The following is a 21,577-nucleotide window of genomic DNA, read 5'->3' as shown; positions in this document are numbered from 1 at the left end:
TTTGAAGAAATGAGACAAGCAGGGGCATTCGGGTTGGTACCCGAACTATCAGCGTGATCCTAAGTGGCTTGTTTTGGTCGCTGCACTTGGCCTTTTGCAAGCAGACTCGGTGTTTTCGCCGGTGGTGTCCCCAAATCGAGGGTGACCAAGCATGCAAGAAAGCGTGATGCAGCGCATGTGGAACAGCGGCTATCTTTCAGGTGGTAACGCTGCCTATGTGGAAGAGCTTTATGAGCTCTACCTGCACGACCCTAACGCTGTGCCAGAAGAATGGCGCACCAAATTTCAGACGTTGTCTTCAGACGGCAACGCTGCCACCGATGTATCGCACGCAACAATTCGCGATCAGTTCGTGCTGCTGGCAAAGAACCAGCGCCGCGCCCAACCGGTTTCCGCCGGCAGCGTGAGCAGTGAGCACGAGAAGAAGCAAGTTGAAGTACTGCGACTGATCCAGGCCTACCGTATGCGTGGCCACCAGGCAGCCCAGCTTGACCCGCTGGGGCTGTGGCAGCGTCCTGCACCTGCAGACCTGTCGATCAATCATTACGGCTTGACCAATGCCGATCTTGATACGACCTTCCGTGCCGGCGACCTGTTCATCGGCAAAGAGGAAGCGAGCCTACGCGAAATTCACGAAGCGTTGCAGCAGACATATTGCCGCACCATCGGCGCTGAATTCACGCACATCACTGATTCCGAGCAGCGCCAGTGGTTCCAGCACCGCCTAGAGGGCGTGCGTGGCCGTCCGGTATTGTCCGCCGATGTGCGCGGCCACCTGCTGGAGCGTGTGACCGCGGCCGAAGGTCTCGAAAAATACCTGGGCACCAAATACCCAGGCACCAAGCGTTTCGGCCTGGAAGGCGGCGAAAGCCTGATTCCGATGCTCGACGAGTTGATCCAGCGTTCCGGTTCCTATGGCACCAAGGAAATCGTGATCGGCATGGCTCACCGTGGTCGCCTGAACGTGTTGGTCAACACCTTCGGCAAGAACCCGCGTGAGCTGTTCGACGAGTTCGAAGGCAAGAAGAAGGTCGAGTTGGGTTCCGGTGACGTTAAATACCACCAGGGCTTCTCGTCCAACGTGATGACCACCGGCGGTGAAGTTCACCTGGCCATGGCATTCAACCCCTCCCACCTGGAAATCGTTTCGCCAGTGGTCGAGGGTTCGGTGCGTGCTCGCCAGGACCGTCGTAACGACGCCACCGGTGAGAAAGTGCTGCCGATTTCCATCCACGGTGACGCGGCATTCGCCGGTCAAGGCGTGGTCCTGGAAACGTTCCAGATGTCGCAGACTCGCGGCTTCAAGACCGGCGGTACCGTTCACATCGTCATCAACAACCAGGTGGGCTTCACCATCAGCAACCCGTTGGATGCGCGCTCCACCGAGTACGCCACCGACGTTGCCAAGATGATCCAGGCGCCGATCCTCCATGTGAATGGCGATGATCCGGAAGCCGTGCTGTTCGTGACCCAACTGGCTGTCGACTACCGCATGCAGTTCAAGCGTGACGTGGTCATCGACCTGGTTTGCTACCGCCGTCGCGGTCACAACGAAGCGGACGAGCCAAGCGGCACCCAGCCGTTGATGTACCAGCAGATCACCAAGCAGCGCACCACCCGTGAGCTGTACGCCGAAAGCCTGACCAAGGCCGGCGTGGTTGACGATGCGCGTGTTCAGGCGAAAGTCGACGAATACCGCAACGCGCTGGACAACGGCCTGCATGTAGTGAAAAGCCTGGTCAAGGAGCCGAACAAAGAGCTGTTCGTTGACTGGCGCCCGTACCTGGGTCACACCTGGACTGCCCGTCACGATACCTCGTTCGATTTGAAGACGTTGCAGGAACTGTCCGCCAAGCTGCTGGAAATTCCCGAAGGCTTCGTCGTACAGCGCCAGGTTGCGAAGATCTACGAAGACCGTCAGAAGATGCAAGTTGGCGGCCTGCCGATCAACTGGGGTTACGCCGAAACCATGGCGTACGCGACCCTGGCGTTCGAAGGTCACCCGATCCGCATGACCGGCCAGGACATCGGCCGCGGTACGTTCTCGCACCGTCATGCTGTATTGCACAACCAGAAAGACGCGGGCACCTACATCCCGTTGCAGAACCTTTACGAAGGCCAGCCACGTTTCGACCTGTACGATTCGTTCCTGTCCGAAGAAGCCGTACTGGCGTTCGAATACGGTTACTCGACCACCACGCCGAACGCGCTGGTGATCTGGGAAGCCCAGTTCGGCGACTTCGCCAACGGTGCCCAGGTGGTTATCGACCAGTTCATCACCAGCGGCGAGCACAAGTGGGGCCGTCTGTGCGGTCTGACCATGCTGCTGCCACACGGTTATGAAGGTCAGGGCCCGGAGCACTCCTCGGCCCGTCTGGAGCGTTACCTGCAACTGTGCGCCGAGCACAACATTCAGGTGTGCGTGCCGACGACCCCGGCTCAGATCTACCACTTGCTGCGCCGCCAGGTGATCCGTCCGCTGCGCAAGCCGCTGGTGGTGCTGACGCCGAAGTCGCTGTTGCGTCACAAACTGGCCGTTTCGACCCTGGAAGATCTGGCCCAAGGTTCGTTCCAGACCGTGATTCCAGAGATCGATACGCTGGACGCCGCCAAGGTCACTCGCCTGATCCTGTGCAGCGGCAAGGTCTACTACGATCTGCTGGAAAAACGCCGTGCCGAAGGCCGCGAAGACATCGCCATCGTGCGTATCGAGCAGCTTTATCCGTTCCCGGAAGATGACCTCATGGAGATCATCGCGCCTTACACCAACCTCACGAACGTAGTGTGGTGTCAGGAAGAACCGATGAACCAGGGCGCCTGGTACAGCAGCCAGCATCATCTGCGTCGCAGCATCGGCAACCACAACAAGGCCTTGGTCCTTGAGTACGCCGGTCGTGATGCTTCTGCTGCACCTGCCTGTGGTTATGCGTCGATGCACGCCGAGCAGCAGGAAAAACTGCTGCAAGATGCTTTCACTGTTTAACGCCTTCGCGCTGACTGAAACCGAATTTTAAGGACCTACAGATAATGGCTATCGAAATCAAAGCCCCGTCATTCCCGGAATCGGTTGCCGATGGCACCGTTGCCACCTGGCACAAGAAACCAGGTGAGGCCGTCAAGCGTGACGACCTGATCGTCGACATCGAGACTGACAAAGTCGTTCTGGAAGTATTGGCCGAAGCTGACGGCGTGCTGGGCGCGATCGTTGCTGAAGAGGGCGCTACCGTTCTGTCGAACCAGGTACTGGGCTCGATCGAAGAGGGCAGCGCTGCTGCAGCGCCTGCTCCTGCCGCTGCTGCACCGGCTGCTTCGGCGCCTGCCGCTGCACCGGCAGCCGGTGGCGAAGATCCAATCGCTGCCCCGGCTGCGCGTCAACTGGCTGAAGAAAACGGCATCAACCTGGCTTCCATCAAGGGCACCGGCAAAGATGGCCGTGTGACCAAGGAAGACGTGGTTGCCGCAGTTGAAGCCAAGAAGAACGCTCCGGCTGCCGCACCTGCCAAGGCTGCAGCGCCTGCTGCCGCTGCGCCTGTGTTTGCCGCTGGCGACCGCACCGAGAAGCGCGTACCGATGACTCGCGTACGTGCCACCGTGGCCAAGCGCCTGGTTGAAGCTCAGTCGAACATGGCGATGCTGACCACCTTCAACGAAGTCGACATGACCGAAGTCATGGCCCTGCGTTCGAAGTACAAGGACCTGTTCGAGAAGTCCCACAACGGCGTGCGCCTGGGCTTCATGTCGTTCTTCGTGAAAGCGGCCACCGAAGCGCTGAAGCGCTTCCCGGCAGTCAACGCTTCCATCGACGGCGGCGACATCGTTTACCACGGCTACGCAGATATCGGCGTTGCCGTCTCCAGCGACCGTGGCCTGGTGGTTCCAGTCCTGCGTAACGCCGAGCTGATGAGCCTGGCCGAAATCGAAGGCGGCATCGCTGGCTTCGGCAAGAAAGCCCGTGACGGCAAGCTGACCATCGACGAGATGACCGGCGGTACCTTCACCATCACCAACGGTGGTACCTTCGGTTCGATGATGTCGACGCCGATCGTCAACCCACCGCAAGCCGCGATCCTGGGCATGCACAACATCATCCAGCGTCCGATGGCCATCAACGGCCAGGTCGTGATCCGCCCAATGATGTACCTGGCATTGTCTTACGATCACCGCCTGATCGACGGTAAAGAAGCCGTGACGTTCCTGGTGACCATCAAGAACCTGCTGGAAGACCCTGCTCGCCTGCTCCTGGACATCTGATAGAAGCAGTCGCACGTTGCGAGCTACAAGCTGTAGGAAAAAGCAGCTTGGCTTGCAACGTGTGGCTAGAAGCTTGTCGCAAATAGAGGATCTATTTTCATGACACAGAAATTTGACGTTGTAGTGATTGGTGCAGGCCCTGGCGGCTATGTTGCCGCCATCAAGGCTGCGCAACTGGGCCTCTCCACTGCTTGCATCGAAAAATACACCGACAAGGAAGGCAAACTGGCGCTGGGCGGTACTTGCCTGAACGTGGGTTGCATTCCGTCCAAGGCGCTGCTGGACAGCTCCTGGAAATTCCACGAAGCCCAAGACGGCTTCGCGATCCACGGCATCAACCATGCTGGCGTGACCATGGACGTACCAGCAATGGTCGGCCGTAAAGCCAACATCGTCAAAGGCCTGACTTCCGGCGTTGCGACCTTGTTCAAGGCCAACGGCGTTACTTCGATTCAAGGCCACGGCAAGCTGCTGGCCGGCAAGAAAGTTGAAGTCACCAAGCCAGACGGTTCGGTTGAAGTCATCGAAGCCGAAAACGTGATCCTGGCGCCAGGTTCGCGTCCAATCGACATTCCGCCTGCTCCTGTTGATAACAACGTGATCGTTGATTCGACCGGCGCCCTGGAATTCCAGGCTGTGCCTAAGCGCCTGGGCGTGATCGGCGCTGGCGTCATCGGTCTGGAGCTGGGCTCGGTATGGTCGCGCCTTGGCGCTGAAGTCACCGTGCTGGAAGCCCTGGACACGTTCCTGCTGGCGGCTGACACTGCAGTCTCCAAGGAAGCGCTGAAAACCCTGACCAAACAAGGTCTGGACATCAAGCTTGGCGCCCGTGTTACCGGTTCCAAGGTCAACGGCGAAGAAGTCGTGGTGACCTACACCGATAAAGACGGCGAGCAGACGATCACCTTCGACAAGCTGATCGTTGCCGTTGGTCGCCGCCCAGTGACCAATGACCTGTTGGCTTCCGACAGCGGCGTGAACATCGACGAGCGTGGTTTCATCCACGTTGACGATCATTGCGCTACCACTGTGCCTGGCGTCTATGCCATTGGTGACGTGGTTCGTGGCATGATGCTGGCCCACAAGGCTTCCGAAGAAGGCATCATGGTTGTCGAGCGCATCAAGGGTCACAAGACCCAGATGAACTACGACCTGATCCCATCGGTTATCTACACCCACCCGGAAATTGCATGGGTCGGCAAGAACGAACAGCAGTTGAAAGCTGAAGGCGTTGAAGTTAACGTCGGCACCTTCCCGTTTGCCGCTTCTGGCCGTGCCATGGCAGCCAACGACACCGGTGGTTTTGTCAAAGTCATCGCTGATGCCAAGACTGACCGCGTTTTGGGCGTCCACGTGATTGGCCCAAGCGCTGCAGAACTGGTTCAGCAAGGCGCGATCGGCATGGAATTCGGCACCAGTGCCGAGGACTTGGGCATGATGGTCTTCTCCCATCCGACCCTGTCCGAAGCGTTGCACGAAGCAGCGTTGGCAGTGAATGGCGGCGCCATCCACATCGCCAACCGCAAGAAGCGCTAAGCGAGATAATAAGAAACCACGGCGGAGTTGCCCGTCGTGAGCCTTGCGCGCAAGACTCACCGCGGAATATCCGCTGGACGCAGCCTTGCGCAGCTTTACGGGCCATAAGCCCCGCAAGTTGCGCAAGCAGCAGTCACAGGTGGCGCGGCACTCATAATGAGCGCAGCGCCGAATGCGCAGTACCTAACGAAGACGGTAAAAAGCATGAATCTTCACGAGTATCAGGGTAAGCAGCTGTTCGCTGAATACGGCCTGCCAGTTTCCAAGGGCTACGCAGTAGACACCCCGGAAGCAGCAGCAGAAGCTTGCGACAAAATCGGCGGCAGCGAGTGGGTTGTCAAAGCCCAGGTCCACGCCGGTGGTCGCGGTAAAGCGGGCGGCGTCAAGCTGGTTCGCAGCAAAGAAGACGCCAAGGCCTTCGCACAGCAGTGGCTGGGCAAGCGTCTGGTGACTTACCAGACTGATGCCAATGGCCAACCAGTCACCAAGATCCTGGTTGAATCGTGCACTGATATCGCTAAAGAGCTGTACCTGGGCGCTGTCGTTGACCGTTCGAGCCGTCGCATCGTGTTCATGGCTTCCACCGAAGGTGGCGTGGACATCGAGAAAATCGCTCACGAAACCCCAGAAAAAATTCTGAAGGCCACTATCGATCCACTGGTTGGCGCTCAGCCATTCCAGGGTCGCGAGCTGGCTTTCCAGCTGGGCCTGGAAGGCAAGCAAGTTGCCCAGTTCGCCAAGATCTTCGTAGGTCTGGCCAAACTGTTCCAGGATCACGATCTGGCCCTGCTGGAAGTGAACCCGCTGGTGATCAAGGCTGACGGCGATCTGCACTGCCTCGATGCCAAGATCAACATCGACGCCAACGCCATGTACCGTCAGCCTAAGCTGAAGACTTTCCACGATCCGTCGCAAGACGATCCGCGCGAAGCGCACGCTGCCAAGTTCGAACTGAACTACGTAGCCCTGGAAGGTAACATCGGCTGCATGGTCAACGGTGCCGGCCTGGCCATGGGTACCATGGACATCGTCAACCTGCATGGCGGCAAGCCAGCCAACTTCCTCGACGTAGGTGGTGGCGCTACCAAGGAACGCGTTACCGAAGCGTTCAAGATCATCCTGTCCGACTCCAATGTCGCCGCAGTACTGGTCAACATCTTCGGCGGCATCGTTCGTTGCGACATGATTGCCGAAGGCATCATCGGTGCAGTGAAAGAAGTCGGCGTTAAAATCCCGGTTGTTGTTCGCCTTGAAGGTAACAACGCTGAACTGGGCGCTAAAGTACTGGCAGAAAGCGGTTTGAACATCATCGCGGCTACCAGCCTGACCGACGCTGCTCAACAAGTTGTCAAAGCTGCGGAGGGCAAGTAATGAGCGTCCTGATCAATAAAGACACCAAAGTTATCTGCCAGGGTATTACCGGTTCGCAAGGTAGTTTCCACACCCAGCAAGCCATCGAATACGGCACCCAGATGGTTGGCGGCGTAACACCAGGCAAAGGCGGCACCGAGCACCTGGGCCTGCCCGTGTTCAACACCGTGAAAGAAGCGGTAGAAGCCACTGGCGCCACTGCCAGCGTGATCTACGTTCCAGCTCCTTTCTGCAAGGACTCGATCCTGGAAGCGGCCTTCGGCGGCATCAAGCTGATCGTCTGCATCACCGAAGGCATTCCTACCCTGGACATGCTGGACGCTAAAGTTAAGTGCGACGAGCTGGGTGTAGTCCTGATCGGCCCTAACTGCCCAGGCGTGATCACCCCAGGCGAATGCAAGATCGGCATCATGCCAGGTCACATTCACTTGCCAGGTAAAGTTGGTATCGTTTCCCGTTCCGGCACCCTGACCTACGAAGCTGTCAAGCAGACCACTGACGCCGGTTTCGGTCAGTCGACTTGCGTCGGCATCGGCGGTGACCCGATCCCAGGCTCCAACTTCATCGACATCCTGAAGCTGTTCCAGGAAGACCCGAAGACCGAAGCGATCGTGATGATCGGTGAGATCGGCGGTTCGGCTGAAGAAGAAGCGGCTGCCTACATCAAGGCACACGTGACCAAGCCGGTTGTTTCCTACATCGCTGGTGTGACTGCCCCTGCGGGCAAGCGCATGGGCCATGCTGGCGCAATCATCTCTGGCGGCAAAGGCACTGCAGACGAGAAATTCGCTGCACTGCAAGACGCAGGCGTTAAAACCGTGCGTTCGCTGGCAGACATCGGCAAGGCCCTGGCCGAGCTGACCGGTTGGGCTGTCAAGTAAGCCTCGCGCTTAGCTGACGCTTCACCACACAAAGGCCACCTTCGGGTGGCCTTTGTGCATTCTGGATATAGCCAGATTGACGAATGTGCTCGGTTCAATGTGGGAGCTGGCTTGCCTGCGATACAGACAACTGGGTGCATCAGCCAAACCGATTCGATGCCATCGCAGGCAAGCCAGCTCCCACAGGGTTCTGTGTTGCCCAATTAAGTATGAAAACGCGACATTCAAATGTCGCTTATCGGACAGTTCGCCCCGCAACAGTGCGTTTGTCAGCCTGATTCTGTACTCTAGCCGCCTCTTTATGCGTCCGCGTCCCAAAAGGAAGCTGCGCGCTAGACCGGTCGGTCCCCACAAGGGCCGGCAGCATTTCCCTCATCCATAGGGAAGCCCTCTCTAAATTCCGATTCAGTAGTGTGGTATTTCCTCAAATGAAAGTGTTGAAAAGCCAGGATATCCTGGCGCTGGGCTTTATGACCTTTGCCCTGTTCGTGGGCGCCGGCAACATCATCTTCCCGCCTATCGTGGGTTTGCAGTCCGGGCCGCATGTGTGGATGGCGGCGCTGGGCTTCCTGATCACCGCAGTCGGTTTGCCGGTGGTCACCGTGATCGCCCTAGCCAAGGTCGGTGGTGGCATGGACGCGCTGAGCAGCCCAATTGGCAAGATTGCCGGTGGCCTGCTGGCGGCAGCGGCCTACCTGGCAGTGGGCCCGCTGTTTGCGACCCCACGCACCGCAACAGTATCGTTTGAAGTGGGCCTGGCGCCCTTGACCGGTGAAAGCCCGTTGGCGTTGTTCCTCTACAGCTCGGTGTATTTCCTGGTGGTGTTCTTTGTCTCCCTGTATCCAGGGCGACTGCTGGACACCGTGGGCCGTTTCCTGGCGCCGCTGAAGATCATCGCCCTGGCTATCCTCGGTATCGCTGCGTTTGCCTTGCCCGCCGGTGAGGTGGGGGTTGCCACGCCGGAATACGTTGCCGCGCCGTTCTCCCAAGGCTTTATCAATGGTTACCTGACCATGGATACCCTGGGCGCCCTGGTGTTCGGCATTGTGATCGTCAACGCTATCCGCTCCCGTGGCGTCGAGTCGCCCAAGCTGATCACCCGTTACGCGATCATTGCCGGGCTAATTGCCGGCGTGGGCCTGGCACTGGTGTACGTCAGCCTGTTCCGTCTGGGTTCGGGCAGCCATGCCGTGGCCGCGGGTGCCAGCAATGGCGCGGCGGTACTGCATGCCTATGTGCAATACACGTTCGGCTCCTTGGGTAGTGGTTTCCTCGCCGTGCTGATTTCCCTGGCATGCCTGGTGACCGCCGTGGGCCTGACCTGTGCCTGCGCCGAGTACTTCAGCAAGATCCTGCCGCTGTCCTACAAGACCCTGGTGGTGATCCTGGCACTGTTCTCGCTGTTTGTGTCCAACCTGGGCTTGACCAAACTCATTGCCTTCTCGATCCCGGTGCTGACCGCGATCTACCCGCCGTGCATCGTGTTGGTGGCCTTGAGCTTCTGCAAAGGGTTCTGGCAGGAACAGGGCCGTATCGTCGGCCCGGTGATGCTGGTGTCGTTCATCTTTGGCTGCATCGACGCGCTCAAGGGCGCGGGCCTGGCGGGTTGGATGCCTACACAGTTGGCCAACTTGCCGCTGAGCGAGCAAGGTTTGGCGTGGCTGGTACCATCGTTGATGACGCTGGTCGTGGCCGTGGTGATTGACCGTATGCTGGGCAAGCGCAGCGAAGCGATCGCTTAAAACCTCTGACTTATACGCTGCAATTAAAAAGCCCCGGATCAAATGATCCGGGGCTTTTTTTGTACGCAGTGCCAAGCCAGGCTGCCTGTTTCAGGGTATCGGGAACTTGCTCTTTGTCGAATCCACTCCCATGTTCCTCAAATATTCCTGGGCGGGCCTTAAATCGCTTTTTTTGGGTAGATAGTGTCCAGAGACATCGGAAAGGTGGAATTTCCCGAAGGCGTCTTTCCTTATATAGCCTGCGCTGACTACCTTTTCTGATTGGCCACTGCCAGCACCGATTTCCGCGATGGCAGGATGTGATAACCATTTTGGCGGTGCACTTTTGTCGATAGTACCGATGATCAGTTGGTTGTCTTGAGTGAAGACGAACTTGCTGACTGTATCGGGTTTCAATACAACCTTCAGGTCATCCGGCTTTGTGATGCGAACCAGTTCCGCTCGGGCCGCTCGGGGGTTCAATGCCGCTCCGGCCAGATGCAGTTCGGCGTTCAGGTCACGAGCCCTGGTATTGACCAGCACTGCAAGTGGCTTTCGAATGGGCGGCTCTATTCGCGAACTGCCGGAGGTGGTGGAGCTGCTTGCAGGCACTAGGTTTTCCGCCGAGGAGGCAGAATGAGGCTGCGGTAGGGGGGCTAGCGTTTGAGGTAGTTTGGCGCCTCCCGGCAAACCGGTTAGCACCCATTCGCCGTTCCCTTTGTTCAAAAGCGTAGCCACCCGACGCTTTGTCTCGGGGTTTATAACGTTTACAAATCCTGATTCGAATTTGAACGCTGGGCTTATTTGATAGACCCTGCTCACGTCTGAGTTATCGGTGTAACGGATCAACCATTTTTCACCGACTTGTTGTGGCCCGGTGGCGCTGAGCGGTTTTCCTGCCAGTAGCTGATTATCCAGTGCGTGCGCGGCGAGGTCCCCACGGTTCTGTACAGGGTGGGCCGGGTTCGGCAATTGAGTCGGGATGCTTGAGGGGCGGCCGGCCGATATCGACGTACCCGGAACCGGTACGACGTGACCGCTTGGCGTACCGTTTGTACCTGCCGTGATTGTCAGTCGCTGTTGGAGCGTGCGCCCAGGGCTTCTGAACACTGGGCGCAACGGGGTCCTTTTGAGTAAAGGGATACCCGACGCAGCCATGGCGAAGTCGTTGTACACCGCCCCCCAGCGTCCCGGTTGGGTGAGGAGCTTGGGCAGGCTTTGTCCGGGTGTACGCAACGTTCTTAGCGCAGCCTTGGAGAGCCTGTTGGTGGCTGACATACCAGCGTTGACCGGGATGAGGCTTAGAACGAATTGGGCTATGTCTGCGGCGAACATTAATTTGTTGGCTGTGGATCGGGCCGATATCTCTGCGCTGGTTGTCATCCCAACCGACGCTCTCCCTCTGAGTAACCCCACCTCCTGCATGTACAGGTTTTCAGTGATGCTACCTTTGAACGGCTTCAGCCGGATGCCCGCTTCATGGTCGGCCGCGAATTTCTTGAGCCACGTGCCGAGCTGAGGCAAAAACAGGGTGTCGTGAATATTGTATCGATCAACAGGTGATACCCGCTGATCCATGTAGGACATCCACTCGGACGTGTTCAGCAGCGTGTTAAGTTGATCCTCGTCCACAATTTCTCTGAAAGGACGTCCGTCGGGAGCATCCGGGCTGTACAGCACCAGCGAGGGGTGGTTGGTCGGTTTGATGACCATCATGCCCTGGACGGGTTTGCCGTTCAGGACCACTCTATGCGAGACGATGGACGCACCATTCACGATTGGCCAGGTGGTGGAGTCGCTATGCTCAAGCGTCGCTTCGATCCATTGTTCGGCGATTTTTTGCCTGTTCAGATAGGCGTCGGGATCCAGGCTGGTGATGAACGCGTCCTTGGCCATCCTTGCCTTCAGATGGTTTTTCCACGCGTCGGGCAGCACCCTGGCTTCGTCGGAGGTGGCAGTGGGGCTGAGTTTGTCATCCAGTAGTTTGAGGTATTTGCCGCCCACATCGGTTTGGCTGATCAGGTCCTCGAGAAACGGCTTATCCAGGGTCAGCAGGTATTTTCCATTGGCACTTACGACGCGAGCGGCCCAGGTGCTCGTCGGCGAGCGTTCATGCCATGGCGTTGTGTTCATGAGCGTCAGGTCGGTAAGCGATCGGGTGTGGATCTTCGGCTTTGGTGCGTTTGCGGAACCTAAAAGGCCGCGATTGCTCGACTGCTGTGTGGTCATCTGAACCATCACGTGGTCAGGGTCTATTTCCTCGTGCCGGTAGCGGTCCGGCAGCTTGGCTTTCAACGCCTGGGCCAGCAACTGTTTGGCGAAAATGTTGGGGGCCGGGATGTTTGCCAATAGCGCTTGCAAGTGCGTAAGGCTTGTATCCTGTGCTTCCTCCAGCTCCCTATAGCTCGTTTCTTGTTGGGGAGTCAGTTCTTTAAGCCATTGTGGCTGCAGTTTGTTGTGCAGTTGCTCATTGCGTGCGAGCAGGGCATTACTGCCATCGAAATGCAGTGAAAGATCCGCTGCATCATTGATGGTTTCGACAGTTTGGGCAGAGAGCAACGACGGTGTGCGAGAGGAGCCAGCTTCGGCTTGCGCTTGGGCGAACCCGGCCTGCATGGTTTCATTGACCTCGTCAGCCTGTCGCTGCAACAACTGGGGAAAGGTTTGTGCCACTACGTCGCCGCAGACGGGGGCGAATCCCAGCATTAAATCATCACCCCACGGAGGGTTTCGACTGTGCTCTACCGACACCGGTAGACTTTTGAGTAGCAGGTTGGCCTTCTCGTCATCATTATCGATTCTCTGCATCAATGCTTCGCGGGCTTTGCCAGGGCTCGCGAACTCCTCGAAACCGTCCCCGGGGGTATAAAGCACTACAGGCCCGGTGGTGTCATCCAGCCCGATATTACGGGTGTCACTTGCGGTGTAAGGTGCCTCGGCCGACGAGCCGTCGCTGCGAGTGATAAGAAAACAACCGGCTAAAAATGCGCCGTTGGCGGAGTTGTCATCTATCCGGATCGGATACACCCCAGGCCGATCCCCTGCGGGAAGTTCGCGCTCGCGTGCTTCAAGGGTGGGGTACTGAAAGGCGGTGTCGATCAGCTTTTTGCCAGCCTCGCTGAGGGTTCCGTCTTCAACCCGCAGGGCTGCCTCGGTGGAAAGCATTTGCCGATGCAGGGCGAGCAGTTGGGCTGATCGTGATGGCTGCTTGGGGGAGCCTACGGGTGATCTTTTCCAGTAGCTACTGAGCGCGCCTGAAAAGCGGGTTGCGATATCGTATGCAAGCGTCAGCAGGGAACCCTGATGCTCCAGTCTGGTTTGGGGAGCACCCGCAGGTCCGTCAATGTAAAAGCCCGTTTGTATGTCGGCACTGTGCTCTTCAGTGTTGGGCGTGCCAGTGACGGCGTTTATGTGGACTTGCGCGACTTTTTCGAGCAATGCCTCCGATAAGGTTTGCGTAGAAATCAGCACGGGCTCTGCCGGCGGCTGTTTTCGATAGGTGTTGACGTGGATAATGTTCGGGTCGATTGATGTGAGCTGGGGAAAGGCTTTTTTCAACTGAGCCTGGGTGAAGCGTTGGAATGTCATCTGCTGACTGAGTAAATCAATAATTTTCTGGTTGTACGCCTGATGCTGCTCAATCAATTGGGATTGCGCGGCGACTGCGTTCGGCCCTGTATCATTGGCAACGACTGGCTTTATGCCGGCTACTTGGATTTTGATCCGATCATCAGTGTCCAGTCCCAACGGCTTGGGCTGAAGGTGATGCGATAAAAGTGGGTGTTGCGTTGTCGATTCAGAGGCTGTGCCCACGGACAGTTGGATCGCTTGCGGCGCAGGTGTTTGGCTGACAGAGAGAGAAGTTGAGCGCATTTAACATCCTAAGGATAGATATGCAGTTCCTTCCGCCTGAGAAATGATCAAGGCTTCGTGCCCTGGGGCCAACTAAGTGAGTGGAGGCGTCCTATTGGTTCCGAGGCCGAACTCATGTACATCTGGAAACAGGAATTCTCATAAAAGTCAGGTAGTACGGCCGGGGTTTTGATATTTGTTGCACAACTCACCGGGCTCACATTTAGAAGGACCCGCATGTCGTTCGTCGAAACCAATCAAGTCCACCTGCTTGCCGCCCTGTGGTTCATCCTGTGCTGGGGCGGCTATACCCGTTACGCCACCTGGAAAGCTCGAGATACGGCCTGCCTGGCCAGCGTGTTGCACCTGTACCGTGAAGACTGGATGCGCCGCATGCTGTTGCGCGATAACCGCATCGCCGATGCCAGCGTGATCGGCAATCTGGAGCGTAATGCCTCGTTCTTTGCCTCCAGTACCTTGATCATCCTTGCGGGTATCCTGACCGTGCTCGGTGCTTCGGAGCGGGCGGTGTCGTTGCTGGCAGACATTCCGATGGTGCAGCAGGCGTCCCAGGGCATGTCGGAGGTCAAGTTGCTGTGCCTGGCCCTGGTATTTGTCTATGCGTTTTTTACTTTCAGCTGGTGCATGCGTCAGTACAACTTCGCGGCGGTGCTGGTGGGCTCGGCGCCGATGATTGGTGAACGACATGTGTCGGAGCAGGAGCGCAATGCATTTGCCTTGCGGGCGGCACGGGTGATTTCGATGGCGGCCAACCAGTTCAACTTTGGCCTGCGTGCGTATTACTTCGGCATGACCATGCTGGCCTGGTTTGTCAGCCCCTGGTTGTTCATGTTGATGAGCAGTGGGGTGGTGTTGGTGCTGTACCGCCGCGAGTTCCATTCCGATGTATTGCAGGTGATGGTGTACACCCCGACCGATATGCCAGCAGTCGACGCTGTAAAAGAGGGCGCATCCTAGCGCTGGCAGCAAATCCTGGACAAAGAAAAGCCCGCTTGGTCAGCGGGCTTTCTTTTTGCTGCAATACAGCTTCAAACCCTGCGATTACTGCTTGGCAGGTTCTGCAGGTGCAGCTTCTTTTGCAGCAGCTTCGTTCGATTCGGCCTGAGCTTTGGCAGCTTCGGCGTTTTCTTTCGCAGCGTCGTTCACTTTATCCTGTGCTTTAGCCATATCTTGCTGAGCTTGCTCAGCATGTGCAGCAGCGTCTTGGGCTTTGTCTTCGGATTTCTTGTCGCAGGCAGCCAGACCGAGAGCAGCGGCCAGCATCATGGAAATAGCTAATGTCTTACGCATGGGGTGTTTCTCCTTATTGAAGATATCTACTGGCCTTTCGAACCCAAGGGGCCAGCATTAGTTCCTTATGTCCCACAGATATATAGCATGTTTCGTACAGGAACTTTACCCAGTCATTCCAATCCGCCGAATTCACACTAATAAGAGTCTAAAAACAATGACCGTAAACCCTTTGTTGGAGCGTGCCGTGCGCTTCGTTTCGGCCCTGCGCCATTGCCAGGTGCTGGGTGTGGCGGTGCATGAAGCCAGCGAGGAGGGCATGACCCTCGTACTGCCTTATGGGCCGCATATTGTCGGTGATCCCCTGACCGGGGTGATCCACGGCGGCGCGCTGACCTCCTTGATGGACACCGCTTGCGGCATGGCGACCCTGTGCGTATTGCCCGAGTTCGAGGTGTGCCCCACCCTGGACCTGCGTATCGACTACATGCATCCCGCCGAACCCCATAAGCCGGTGTATGGCTTCGCGCAATGCTACCGGGTCACCACCGACGTGATCTTCACCCGTGGCGTTGCCTATCAGGATGACCCGCAACAACCTATCGCCCATGTGGTAGGCACGTTCATGCGCATGGGCAAGCGCCTCAAAGGCACTCAAGGCTTGGGCACTGTCATCAAGGGAGAACAGGCATGAGGCATCGGTTCAAGACGCGCCTGGAGCAAGCCCTCGACCGTGGCAACTACGATGCGCTGCTCGAGCTGGTGCCCTATGCCAGGCTGATCGGCATCGAATGCACCCGCCTGGGGGATGAGTTGCTGTTTCGCCTGCCGGCCAGCAAGGACAATATTGGTAACCCCATATTGCCAGCGTTGCATGGCGGGGTGATCGCCGGCTTCATGGAGCTGGCAGCCGCCATGCACCTGCTGGTGTTCACTGGCGCTCCGGGCCTGCCGAAAATCATCGACTTCTCCCTGGATTACCTGCGCGCCGGCCAGTTTCGGGACACCTATGCCAAGTGTCAGGTATGGCGCCAGGGCCGGCGCGTGGCCAACGTGGCGATTACCGCTTGGCAGAGCACGCCGGCCGAACCGATCGCCACTGCCCGGGCACATTTCAAAATTGAGGAATTGGTCCGCCCTTGAAATCCTGGTCTTAGTCCCCAACTTTGATGACAACCCGCCGCCAACCCTCAAGGGCGCGGCCACTGCCATCCAATTGGAGTTTGATGACCATGAGTGTGGAAACTCAAAAGGAAACCCTGGGCTTCCAGACCGAGGTGAAGCAACTGCTGCACCTCATGATCCATTCGCTGTATTCCAACAAGGAAATTTTCCTTCGCGAATTGATCTCGAACGCCTCTGACGCTGTCGATAAATTACGTTTCGAAGCCCTGTCCAAGCCCGAGTTGCTGGAAGGCGGCGCGGAACTCAAGATCCGTGTGAGCTACGACAAAGACGCCAAGACCGTCACCCTCGAAGACAACGGTATCGGCATGAGCCGTGACGATGCGATCACCCACCTGGGGACCATCGCCAAGTCCGGCACCGCAGATTTCATGAAGAACCTATCGGGCGACCAGAAAAAAGACTCTCACCTGATCGGCCAATTCGGCGTGGGCTTCTATTCGGCCTTCATCGTCGCCGACAAGGTTGAAGTATTCAGCCGCCGCGCCGGCCTTGACGCCAGCGAGGGCGTGCACTGGGCTTCCAAGGGCGAGGGCGAATTTGAAATCGCCACTATCGACAAGGCTGACCGTGGCACGCGCATCGTGCTGCACCTGAAAGCCGGTGAAGACGAATTCGCCGATGGCTGGCGCCTGCGCAACATCATCAAGAAGTACTCCGACCACATCGCGTTGCCGATCGAGTTGCCCAAGGAACAGACCGTTGCCGAAGGCGAAGAAGCCCCTGCGGTGGAGTGGGAAACCGTCAACCGCGCCAGCGCCCTGTGGACCCGTCCGCGTACCGAGATCAAGGACGAGGAATACCAGGAGTTCTACAAGCACATCGGGCACGACTACGAGAACCCGCTGAGCTGGAGCCACAACAAGGTTGAAGGCAAGCTCGAATACAGCTCGCTGCTCTACGTACCGGCCCGTGCTCCGTTCGACCTGTACCAACGCGAGGCGCCAAAAGGCCTGAAGCTGTACGTGCAGCGCGTGTTCGTAATGGACCAGGCGGAATCCTTCCTGCCGCTGTACCTGCGCTTTATCAAAGGTGTGGTCGACTCCAACGACCTGTCGCTGAACGTGTCGCGGGAAATCCTGCAGAAAGACCCGATCATCGACTCCATGAAGTCGGCGCTCACCAAGCGCGTACTCGACATGCTGGAAAAGCTGGCGAAGAACGAGCCTGAGCAATATAAGAGCTTCTGGAAAAACTTCGGCCAGGTGATGAAAGAAGGCCCGGCAGAAGATTTTGCCAACAAGGAAAAAATCGCCGGTTTGCTGCGTTTTGCCTCGACTCAAGGCGAAGACGGTGAGCAGGTTGTGTCCCTGGCTGACTACCTGGCACGTGCCAAGGAAGGTCAGGACAAGATCTACTACCTGACCGGCGAAACCTACGCCCAGGTCAAGAACAGCCCGCACCTGGAAGTCTTCCGCAAGAAAGGCATCGAAGTGCTGCTGCTGACCGACCGTATCGATGAGTGGCTGATGAGCTACCTCACCGAGTTCGACGGCAAAACCTTCGTCGACGTGGCCCGTGGTGACCTGGACCTGGGTAACCTGGACTCCGAAGAAGAGAAGAAAGAAGCCGAAGAAGTCGCCAAGTCCAAAGAGGGCCTGGTTGAGCGCATCAAGGCTTCCCTGGGCGAAGCGGTGAGTGAAGTACGGGTTTCCCACCGCCTGACCGACTCTCCTGCGATCCTGGCCATTGGCGAGCAGGACCTGGGCATGCAGATGCGCCAGATCCTCGAAGCCAGCGGCCAGAAAGTGCCGGATTCCAAGCCCATCTTCGAATTCAACCCGTCTCACCCGCTGATCGAGAAACTCGATGGCGAGCAGAGCGAAGAGCGGTTTGGCGACCTGTCGCACATCCTCTTCGACCAGGCCGCCCTGGCAGCCGGCGACAGCTTGAAGGACCCGGCCGCGTATGTGCGCCGACTGAACAAGCTGTTGGTTGAATTGTCGGTTTAACACCGTTGTAGAAAAACCCGCTTCGGCGGGTTTTTTCGTTCTGGCTCTACTGTAGGAGCGAGCTTGCTCGCGAAGAACGTCAACGATAACGCGCAAATGCTGAATGAGCGCGGTGATCTCACGTTTTTCGCGAGCAAGACCTAGGCGTCCCCCTCGCTCCTACAGGGAGCATCGTCAATCCATCTGAATTGGAGAAAATGATGAGCCAAGTCACTGTACGTTCCGTGGTCTATCAGATTGATGGCCAGTCTTATGAAAGCCGTCTGGCATTCGATGCCAGCCACAAGGGCCCGTTGCCGGGACTGCTGATGGCGCCGAACTGGATGGGCGTGAGTACGGGGGCCGAAGAGATTGCGAAGGCCGTTGCCGGCAAAGGCTACGTGGTGCTGATTGCCGACCTCTACGGGCAAAACGTACGTCCTTCAAATGGCGATGAAGCGGGCGCGGCGATGATGCCGTTGAAGAATGATCGCCCGTTGCTGAACAAGCGCATGCAAGCCGCCTTCGAGCAACTGCAAGGCCAGGTTGAAGCCGCGGTGGACACGTCCAAACTGGCCACCTTCGGCTTCTGCTTTGGCGGTTGCTGCTCCCTGGAACTGGCCCGTACCGGCGCGCCGCTGAAGGCTGCCGTGTCGTTCCATGGCACTCTGGATACACCGAACCCCGCAGACGCGAAGAACATCAAGGGTTCAGTGCTGGTGCTGCATGGCGCCTCGGACCCGTTGGTGCCCAAAGAGCAACTGCCAGCGTTCGAAGATGAAATGAACGCGGCGGGTGTGGATTGGCAGTTGCTCAGCTACGGCGGCGCGGTGCATTCCTTCACCGACCCCCATGCCAATGTGTCGGGCAAGATGATGTACGACGCCAAGACCGGCGCACGGGCTTTCCAGTCGATGCATAACTTGTTGGATGAAGTGTTCAAGGGCTGATGCTTCGGCGCCTGTTCGGGCCTCTTCGCGAGCAAGCCCGCTCCCACATTTGAGTGCGTTCACAGATCGAAATGTGGGAGCGGGCTTGCTCGCGAATGCTATCTAACAGGCAACTCGATTCTTTCTGACTCCCCCGGCACAGTGGGCCAATCCCCAGCCGCCCAACGCTGTCTCGCCTGCTCGATCACAGCCGGGTCGCTCGCCACAAAATTCCAGTTGATCCGCCGTGGCCCATCCAGCGGTGCCCCGCCAAATACCATCAGGTGGCAATCACTCTCGGCATACAAAGTCATCTCCTGCCCAGTCGGCAATACCACCAAGCTGTTGACCTCCAGGGCTTCACCGTCCAATTGCACCTCACCCTCCAGCACATACACCGCGCGTTCCTCATGTTCATCAGGAATCAACAGGGTGGTGGCGGTTTGCATCTGTACCTCGGCATACAGCGTCGGCGACAGCACCGGCACCGGTGATCTGAGGCAAAAACCATCACCGGCGATCAAACGCACCTGCACGCCGAGGTTATCGCTTATCGGCAAACTTGCGGCTGGGTGGTGACTGTAGTGTCCGGGCCCGGTCTCGTGGTCCTTGGGCGAGGCCAGCCACACCTGCAGGCCATGCAGGTTGAAACCCCTGGCCTTGACCGCTTCAGGTGTGCGCTCGACGTGGGCAATCGCGCTGCCGGCGGTCATCCAGCTGACACCGCCGGCTTGCACCACCTGGTCCGAGCCAAGGCTGTCCTTGTGCTGCAAGGTGCCTTCAAACAGGTAGGTGAGGGTGGACAGGCCGATGTGGGGATGCTGGCGGATATTCATGCCGTTACCCGGTGCGTAGCGGGTCGGCAGCATATGGTCGAAAAATACAAAGGGACCGACGCTGCGGCATTCACGTGAGGGCAGGGGCCGCAGGATAGGCTGGCCTTCTACATCTTCGGGGCGAGGGCGAATCACGGTGAGGGTGGTCATGGGCATCCCAGTCTGAGCGGGTTGGATGCTTTGAGCATAACCCGCTCGATGGGAAGTTGGGGCTATTGGCTGAAGGCGCCTTCCGACAATTTCGTCTCGATAGTGACTTCGGCGGTGGTCATCAGCTTATGTACCGGGCACTTATCGGCCACGCGATGCAGTTCATCGCGCTGGGCGTCGGTGAGTACGCCCTTGAGGGTCAGCTTGACGTTGAGTTTGTATTTACCCTTTTGCTCTTCGTCGCTGTCGTGAGTGACCTCCACGGTCACGCCGGTCAGCGGGATATCTTTTTTCTGCGCGTAGAGCCTCACGGTCAAAGCTTTGCACGACGCCAGCGCAGCATCGAAATAATCGTGGGGGGAGGGCGCCGAATCGTCACCGCCCAGGCTCTTGGGCAGGTCGGTAAACAGCTCGTGATTATTGATATTCACGCTGTGACGGAAGTTTTCAGCGTTCAGCGTATTAACGGTAACAGGCATGGCAAACCTCATAAGGGCGCAGGATGAAGGTCATGCAGTTATAGAGCATGCTGGCACCCCAGTGTTCCGGTTTTTTCCATGCTGAACCCTGAAGGCTGGCGCAAGGTCTACCCGTTTCAACCCTTATTGAGGTTTTACCGTGTCTGGAGCCCGCCTGAGTCTTGCCTTGTTGCTCGCCGCCAGCAGCCTTGTCGCGCAGGCCCGTGACTATACCTACAGCGACGCGCACCTGCATTACGTGGATTTTTTCCAGGAAACCGCCGGCATGGACAAGCTGCTCAAGGCCATGGCGGACAACCGCATTGAGCACGTCATGATTTCCGGGATTCCCGTGGCCAAGAAATGGCACGAAGACGAGCCCAAGCGCCCGCGCTATTACGCCGGTGACTACGCCGATGCCTATTGGTACAGCGCCACGGATGTGATCGTCGCGGCGGCGGTCAATAAACTTTCCCCCGAGCAACGCCAGCACTTTCATCCTTTCCTCGCCGGTTTCAATCCCAACGACAAAAACTCCGCCGCCCACATCCAGCGTATGCTCGACCTCAACCCAGGGCTGTGGCAGGGCATCGGTGAAGTGTTCACCCGGCACGATGACCTTACCGCCCTGACCTCCGGTGACACCCCGCGCGCCAATAACGAAGCCATGACGCGCATCTATCACCTAGCGGCCGAAAACGACCTGCCGGTGATGCTGCACTCCAACATCACCTCCAAACGTGAGCGCAACCCGCTGTACCTGGCGGAAGTCGAACAGCCGTTACGCAATCACCCGCACACGCGTTTTATCTGGGCCCATGCCGGTACCAGCAAGGAAATTCACCGTCATCAGGTGCAGATGGACTTTTTGTTGCCTACCCTGACGCGCCTGCTTGAGGCGTACCCCAACCTGTATATCGACCTGTCCTGGAGCATGCTCACGCCCTATCTGCTGGATGACGCCGGCAAGCCACGGTCGCAATGGGTTGCGCTGGTGGAGCGCTTCCCGGATCGCTTCATGCTCGGCTCCGATGTTGTGGGGCGCTTCAATAAGTTGGGCAAGGAGATGCGCCGTTTCGATCCTTTCCTCGATGCGTTGCCCGAAGACGTTGCCCACAAGGTTGCGCGCGACAACTTCCTCGCCATCCTGCCCAAGCCGCATGGCGATGGCGACGCGCCTTGATATCGCGTTTTGATCTTACGCCAATGACCTGAGGTGCCGATA

At 57.9% G+C, this 21,577-nt stretch carries 16 protein-coding genes; 12 read left to right on the top strand and 4 right to left on the bottom strand.

The window, feature by feature from the left end; genetic code table 11:
- Window positions 1–151: 151 nt before the first annotated feature.
- The 6 genes from FXO12_RS08700 to brnQ all read left to right on the top strand — a co-directional run bounded on the left by FXO12_RS08700 (window position 152) and on the right by brnQ (window position 9,781).
- Window positions 152–2,983 carry a 2-oxoglutarate dehydrogenase E1 component gene (locus tag FXO12_RS08700; RefSeq protein WP_054920093.1) on the top strand — a complete coding sequence of 944 codons (2,832 nt, stop codon included), beginning with the start codon at window positions 152–154 and terminating at the stop codon, window positions 2,981–2,983.
- 44 nt (window positions 2,984–3,027) lie between these two features.
- Window positions 3,028–4,251: a 2-oxoglutarate dehydrogenase complex dihydrolipoyllysine-residue succinyltransferase gene (odhB, locus tag FXO12_RS08695; RefSeq protein ID WP_034127192.1), complete on the top strand. Its 1,224-nt coding sequence runs from the start codon at window positions 3,028–3,030 to the stop codon at window positions 4,249–4,251.
- A 99-nt stretch (window positions 4,252–4,350) separates the two neighbouring features.
- Window positions 4,351–5,787 (top strand): dihydrolipoyl dehydrogenase, encoded by a 1,437-nt coding sequence (lpdA, locus tag FXO12_RS08690; RefSeq protein WP_003190010.1) that lies wholly within the window; start codon window positions 4,351–4,353, stop codon window positions 5,785–5,787.
- A gap of 204 nt (window positions 5,788–5,991) precedes the next feature.
- The gene (sucC, locus tag FXO12_RS08685; RefSeq protein WP_003190011.1) at window positions 5,992–7,158 is read left to right on the top strand and encodes an ADP-forming succinate--CoA ligase subunit beta; all 1,167 of its coding nucleotides are present in this window, start codon (window positions 5,992–5,994) and stop codon (window positions 7,156–7,158) included.
- Entirely contained in the window at window positions 7,158–8,039 is an 882-nt protein-coding gene (sucD, locus tag FXO12_RS08680; RefSeq protein ID WP_003190013.1) for a succinate--CoA ligase subunit alpha, read from the top strand. Before sucC ends, sucD begins: the two co-directional genes overlap by 1 nt.
- A gap of 428 nt (window positions 8,040–8,467) precedes the next feature.
- Entirely contained in the window at window positions 8,468–9,781 is a 1,314-nt protein-coding gene (gene brnQ, locus FXO12_RS08675) for a branched-chain amino acid transport system II carrier protein (protein ID WP_054920086.1), read from the top strand.
- A gap of 90 nt (window positions 9,782–9,871) precedes the next feature.
- On the opposite strand, the gene FXO12_RS08670 is transcribed toward brnQ, so the two are convergent.
- Window positions 9,872–13,633: a dermonecrotic toxin domain-containing protein gene (locus tag FXO12_RS08670; protein ID WP_060772679.1), complete on the bottom strand. Its 3,762-nt coding sequence runs from the start codon at window positions 13,631–13,633 to the stop codon at window positions 9,872–9,874.
- A 216-nt stretch (window positions 13,634–13,849) separates the two neighbouring features.
- Here FXO12_RS08670 and FXO12_RS08665 point away from each other — a divergent pair, with 216 nt between their 5' ends.
- Window positions 13,850–14,590, top strand: a complete 741-nt coding sequence (locus FXO12_RS08665) for a DUF599 domain-containing protein (RefSeq protein WP_034127195.1) — start codon at window positions 13,850–13,852, stop codon at window positions 14,588–14,590.
- 84 nt (window positions 14,591–14,674) lie between these two features.
- Here FXO12_RS08665 and FXO12_RS08660 read toward each other — a convergent pair whose 3' ends face one another.
- On the bottom strand, window positions 14,675–14,923 hold the full coding sequence (locus tag FXO12_RS08660) for a hypothetical protein (protein ID WP_057976707.1): 249 nt from the start codon (window positions 14,921–14,923) through the stop codon (window positions 14,675–14,677).
- 157 nt (window positions 14,924–15,080) lie between these two features.
- Between FXO12_RS08660 and FXO12_RS08655 the strand changes: the two genes are divergently transcribed.
- From FXO12_RS08655 to FXO12_RS08640, 4 genes are all read left to right on the top strand, one after another.
- Window positions 15,081–15,557, top strand: coding sequence for a PaaI family thioesterase (locus FXO12_RS08655; RefSeq protein WP_014717736.1), 477 nt, complete (start codon window positions 15,081–15,083; stop codon window positions 15,555–15,557).
- Complete coding sequence (locus FXO12_RS08650; protein WP_057976708.1) at window positions 15,554–16,006, top strand: PaaI family thioesterase; 453 nt, start codon at window positions 15,554–15,556, stop codon at window positions 16,004–16,006. Before FXO12_RS08655 ends, FXO12_RS08650 begins: the two co-directional genes overlap by 4 nt.
- 89 nt (window positions 16,007–16,095) lie before the next feature.
- Window positions 16,096–18,000: a molecular chaperone HtpG gene (gene htpG / locus FXO12_RS08645; protein WP_014717738.1), complete on the top strand. Its 1,905-nt coding sequence runs from the start codon at window positions 16,096–16,098 to the stop codon at window positions 17,998–18,000.
- A 200-nt stretch (window positions 18,001–18,200) separates the two neighbouring features.
- Window positions 18,201–18,929, top strand: coding sequence for a dienelactone hydrolase family protein (locus FXO12_RS08640; protein ID WP_160049602.1), 729 nt, complete (start codon window positions 18,201–18,203; stop codon window positions 18,927–18,929).
- Window positions 18,930–19,027: 98 nt separating this feature from the next.
- On the opposite strand, the gene FXO12_RS08635 is transcribed toward FXO12_RS08640, so the two are convergent.
- Both FXO12_RS08635 and FXO12_RS08630 read right to left on the bottom strand, forming a co-directional pair.
- Window positions 19,028–19,894, bottom strand: a complete 867-nt coding sequence (locus FXO12_RS08635; protein WP_057976712.1) for a pirin family protein — start codon at window positions 19,892–19,894, stop codon at window positions 19,028–19,030.
- 62 nt (window positions 19,895–19,956) lie between these two features.
- A complete protein-coding gene (locus FXO12_RS08630) occupies window positions 19,957–20,373 on the bottom strand; it encodes an OsmC family protein (RefSeq protein WP_034127200.1) in 417 nt (138 codons plus the stop codon).
- A gap of 139 nt (window positions 20,374–20,512) precedes the next feature.
- Here FXO12_RS08630 and FXO12_RS08625 point away from each other — a divergent pair, with 139 nt between their 5' ends.
- Window positions 20,513–21,535, top strand: coding sequence for an amidohydrolase family protein (locus FXO12_RS08625; RefSeq protein ID WP_057976714.1), 1,023 nt, complete (start codon window positions 20,513–20,515; stop codon window positions 21,533–21,535).
- Window positions 21,536–21,577: the final 42 nt, after the last annotated feature.

Source organism: Pseudomonas sp. J380, from assembly GCF_009827115.1.
In the GTDB taxonomy this organism is placed as follows: Bacteria; Pseudomonadota; Gammaproteobacteria; order Pseudomonadales; family Pseudomonadaceae; genus Aquipseudomonas; species Aquipseudomonas paracarnis.
The sequence above is the reverse complement of the archived record's forward strand: the minus strand, read 5'-3'. Positions and strand labels throughout refer to the sequence as shown.

Coding starts and splice junctions, on each gene's coding strand:
- FXO12_RS08700 (WP_054920093.1), top strand. CDS start 152: ATGCAAGAAAGCGTGATGCAGCGCATGTGGAACAGCGGCTATCTTTCA.
- odhB (WP_034127192.1), top strand. CDS start 3,028: ATGGCTATCGAAATCAAAGCCCCGTCATTCCCGGAATCGGTTGCCGAT.
- lpdA (WP_003190010.1), top strand. CDS start 4,351: ATGACACAGAAATTTGACGTTGTAGTGATTGGTGCAGGCCCTGGCGGC.
- sucC (WP_003190011.1), top strand. CDS start 5,992: ATGAATCTTCACGAGTATCAGGGTAAGCAGCTGTTCGCTGAATACGGC.
- sucD (WP_003190013.1), top strand. CDS start 7,158: ATGAGCGTCCTGATCAATAAAGACACCAAAGTTATCTGCCAGGGTATT.
- brnQ (WP_054920086.1), top strand. CDS start 8,468: ATGAAAGTGTTGAAAAGCCAGGATATCCTGGCGCTGGGCTTTATGACC.
- FXO12_RS08670 (WP_060772679.1), bottom strand. CDS start 13,633: ATGCGCTCAACTTCTCTCTCTGTCAGCCAAACACCTGCGCCGCAAGCG.
- FXO12_RS08665 (WP_034127195.1), top strand. CDS start 13,850: ATGTCGTTCGTCGAAACCAATCAAGTCCACCTGCTTGCCGCCCTGTGG.
- FXO12_RS08660 (WP_057976707.1), bottom strand. CDS start 14,923: ATGCGTAAGACATTAGCTATTTCCATGATGCTGGCCGCTGCTCTCGGT.
- FXO12_RS08655 (WP_014717736.1), top strand. CDS start 15,081: ATGACCGTAAACCCTTTGTTGGAGCGTGCCGTGCGCTTCGTTTCGGCC.
- FXO12_RS08650 (WP_057976708.1), top strand. CDS start 15,554: ATGAGGCATCGGTTCAAGACGCGCCTGGAGCAAGCCCTCGACCGTGGC.
- htpG (WP_014717738.1), top strand. CDS start 16,096: ATGAGTGTGGAAACTCAAAAGGAAACCCTGGGCTTCCAGACCGAGGTG.
- FXO12_RS08640 (WP_160049602.1), top strand. CDS start 18,201: ATGAGCCAAGTCACTGTACGTTCCGTGGTCTATCAGATTGATGGCCAG.
- FXO12_RS08635 (WP_057976712.1), bottom strand. CDS start 19,894: ATGACCACCCTCACCGTGATTCGCCCTCGCCCCGAAGATGTAGAAGGC.
- FXO12_RS08630 (WP_034127200.1), bottom strand. CDS start 20,373: ATGCCTGTTACCGTTAATACGCTGAACGCTGAAAACTTCCGTCACAGC.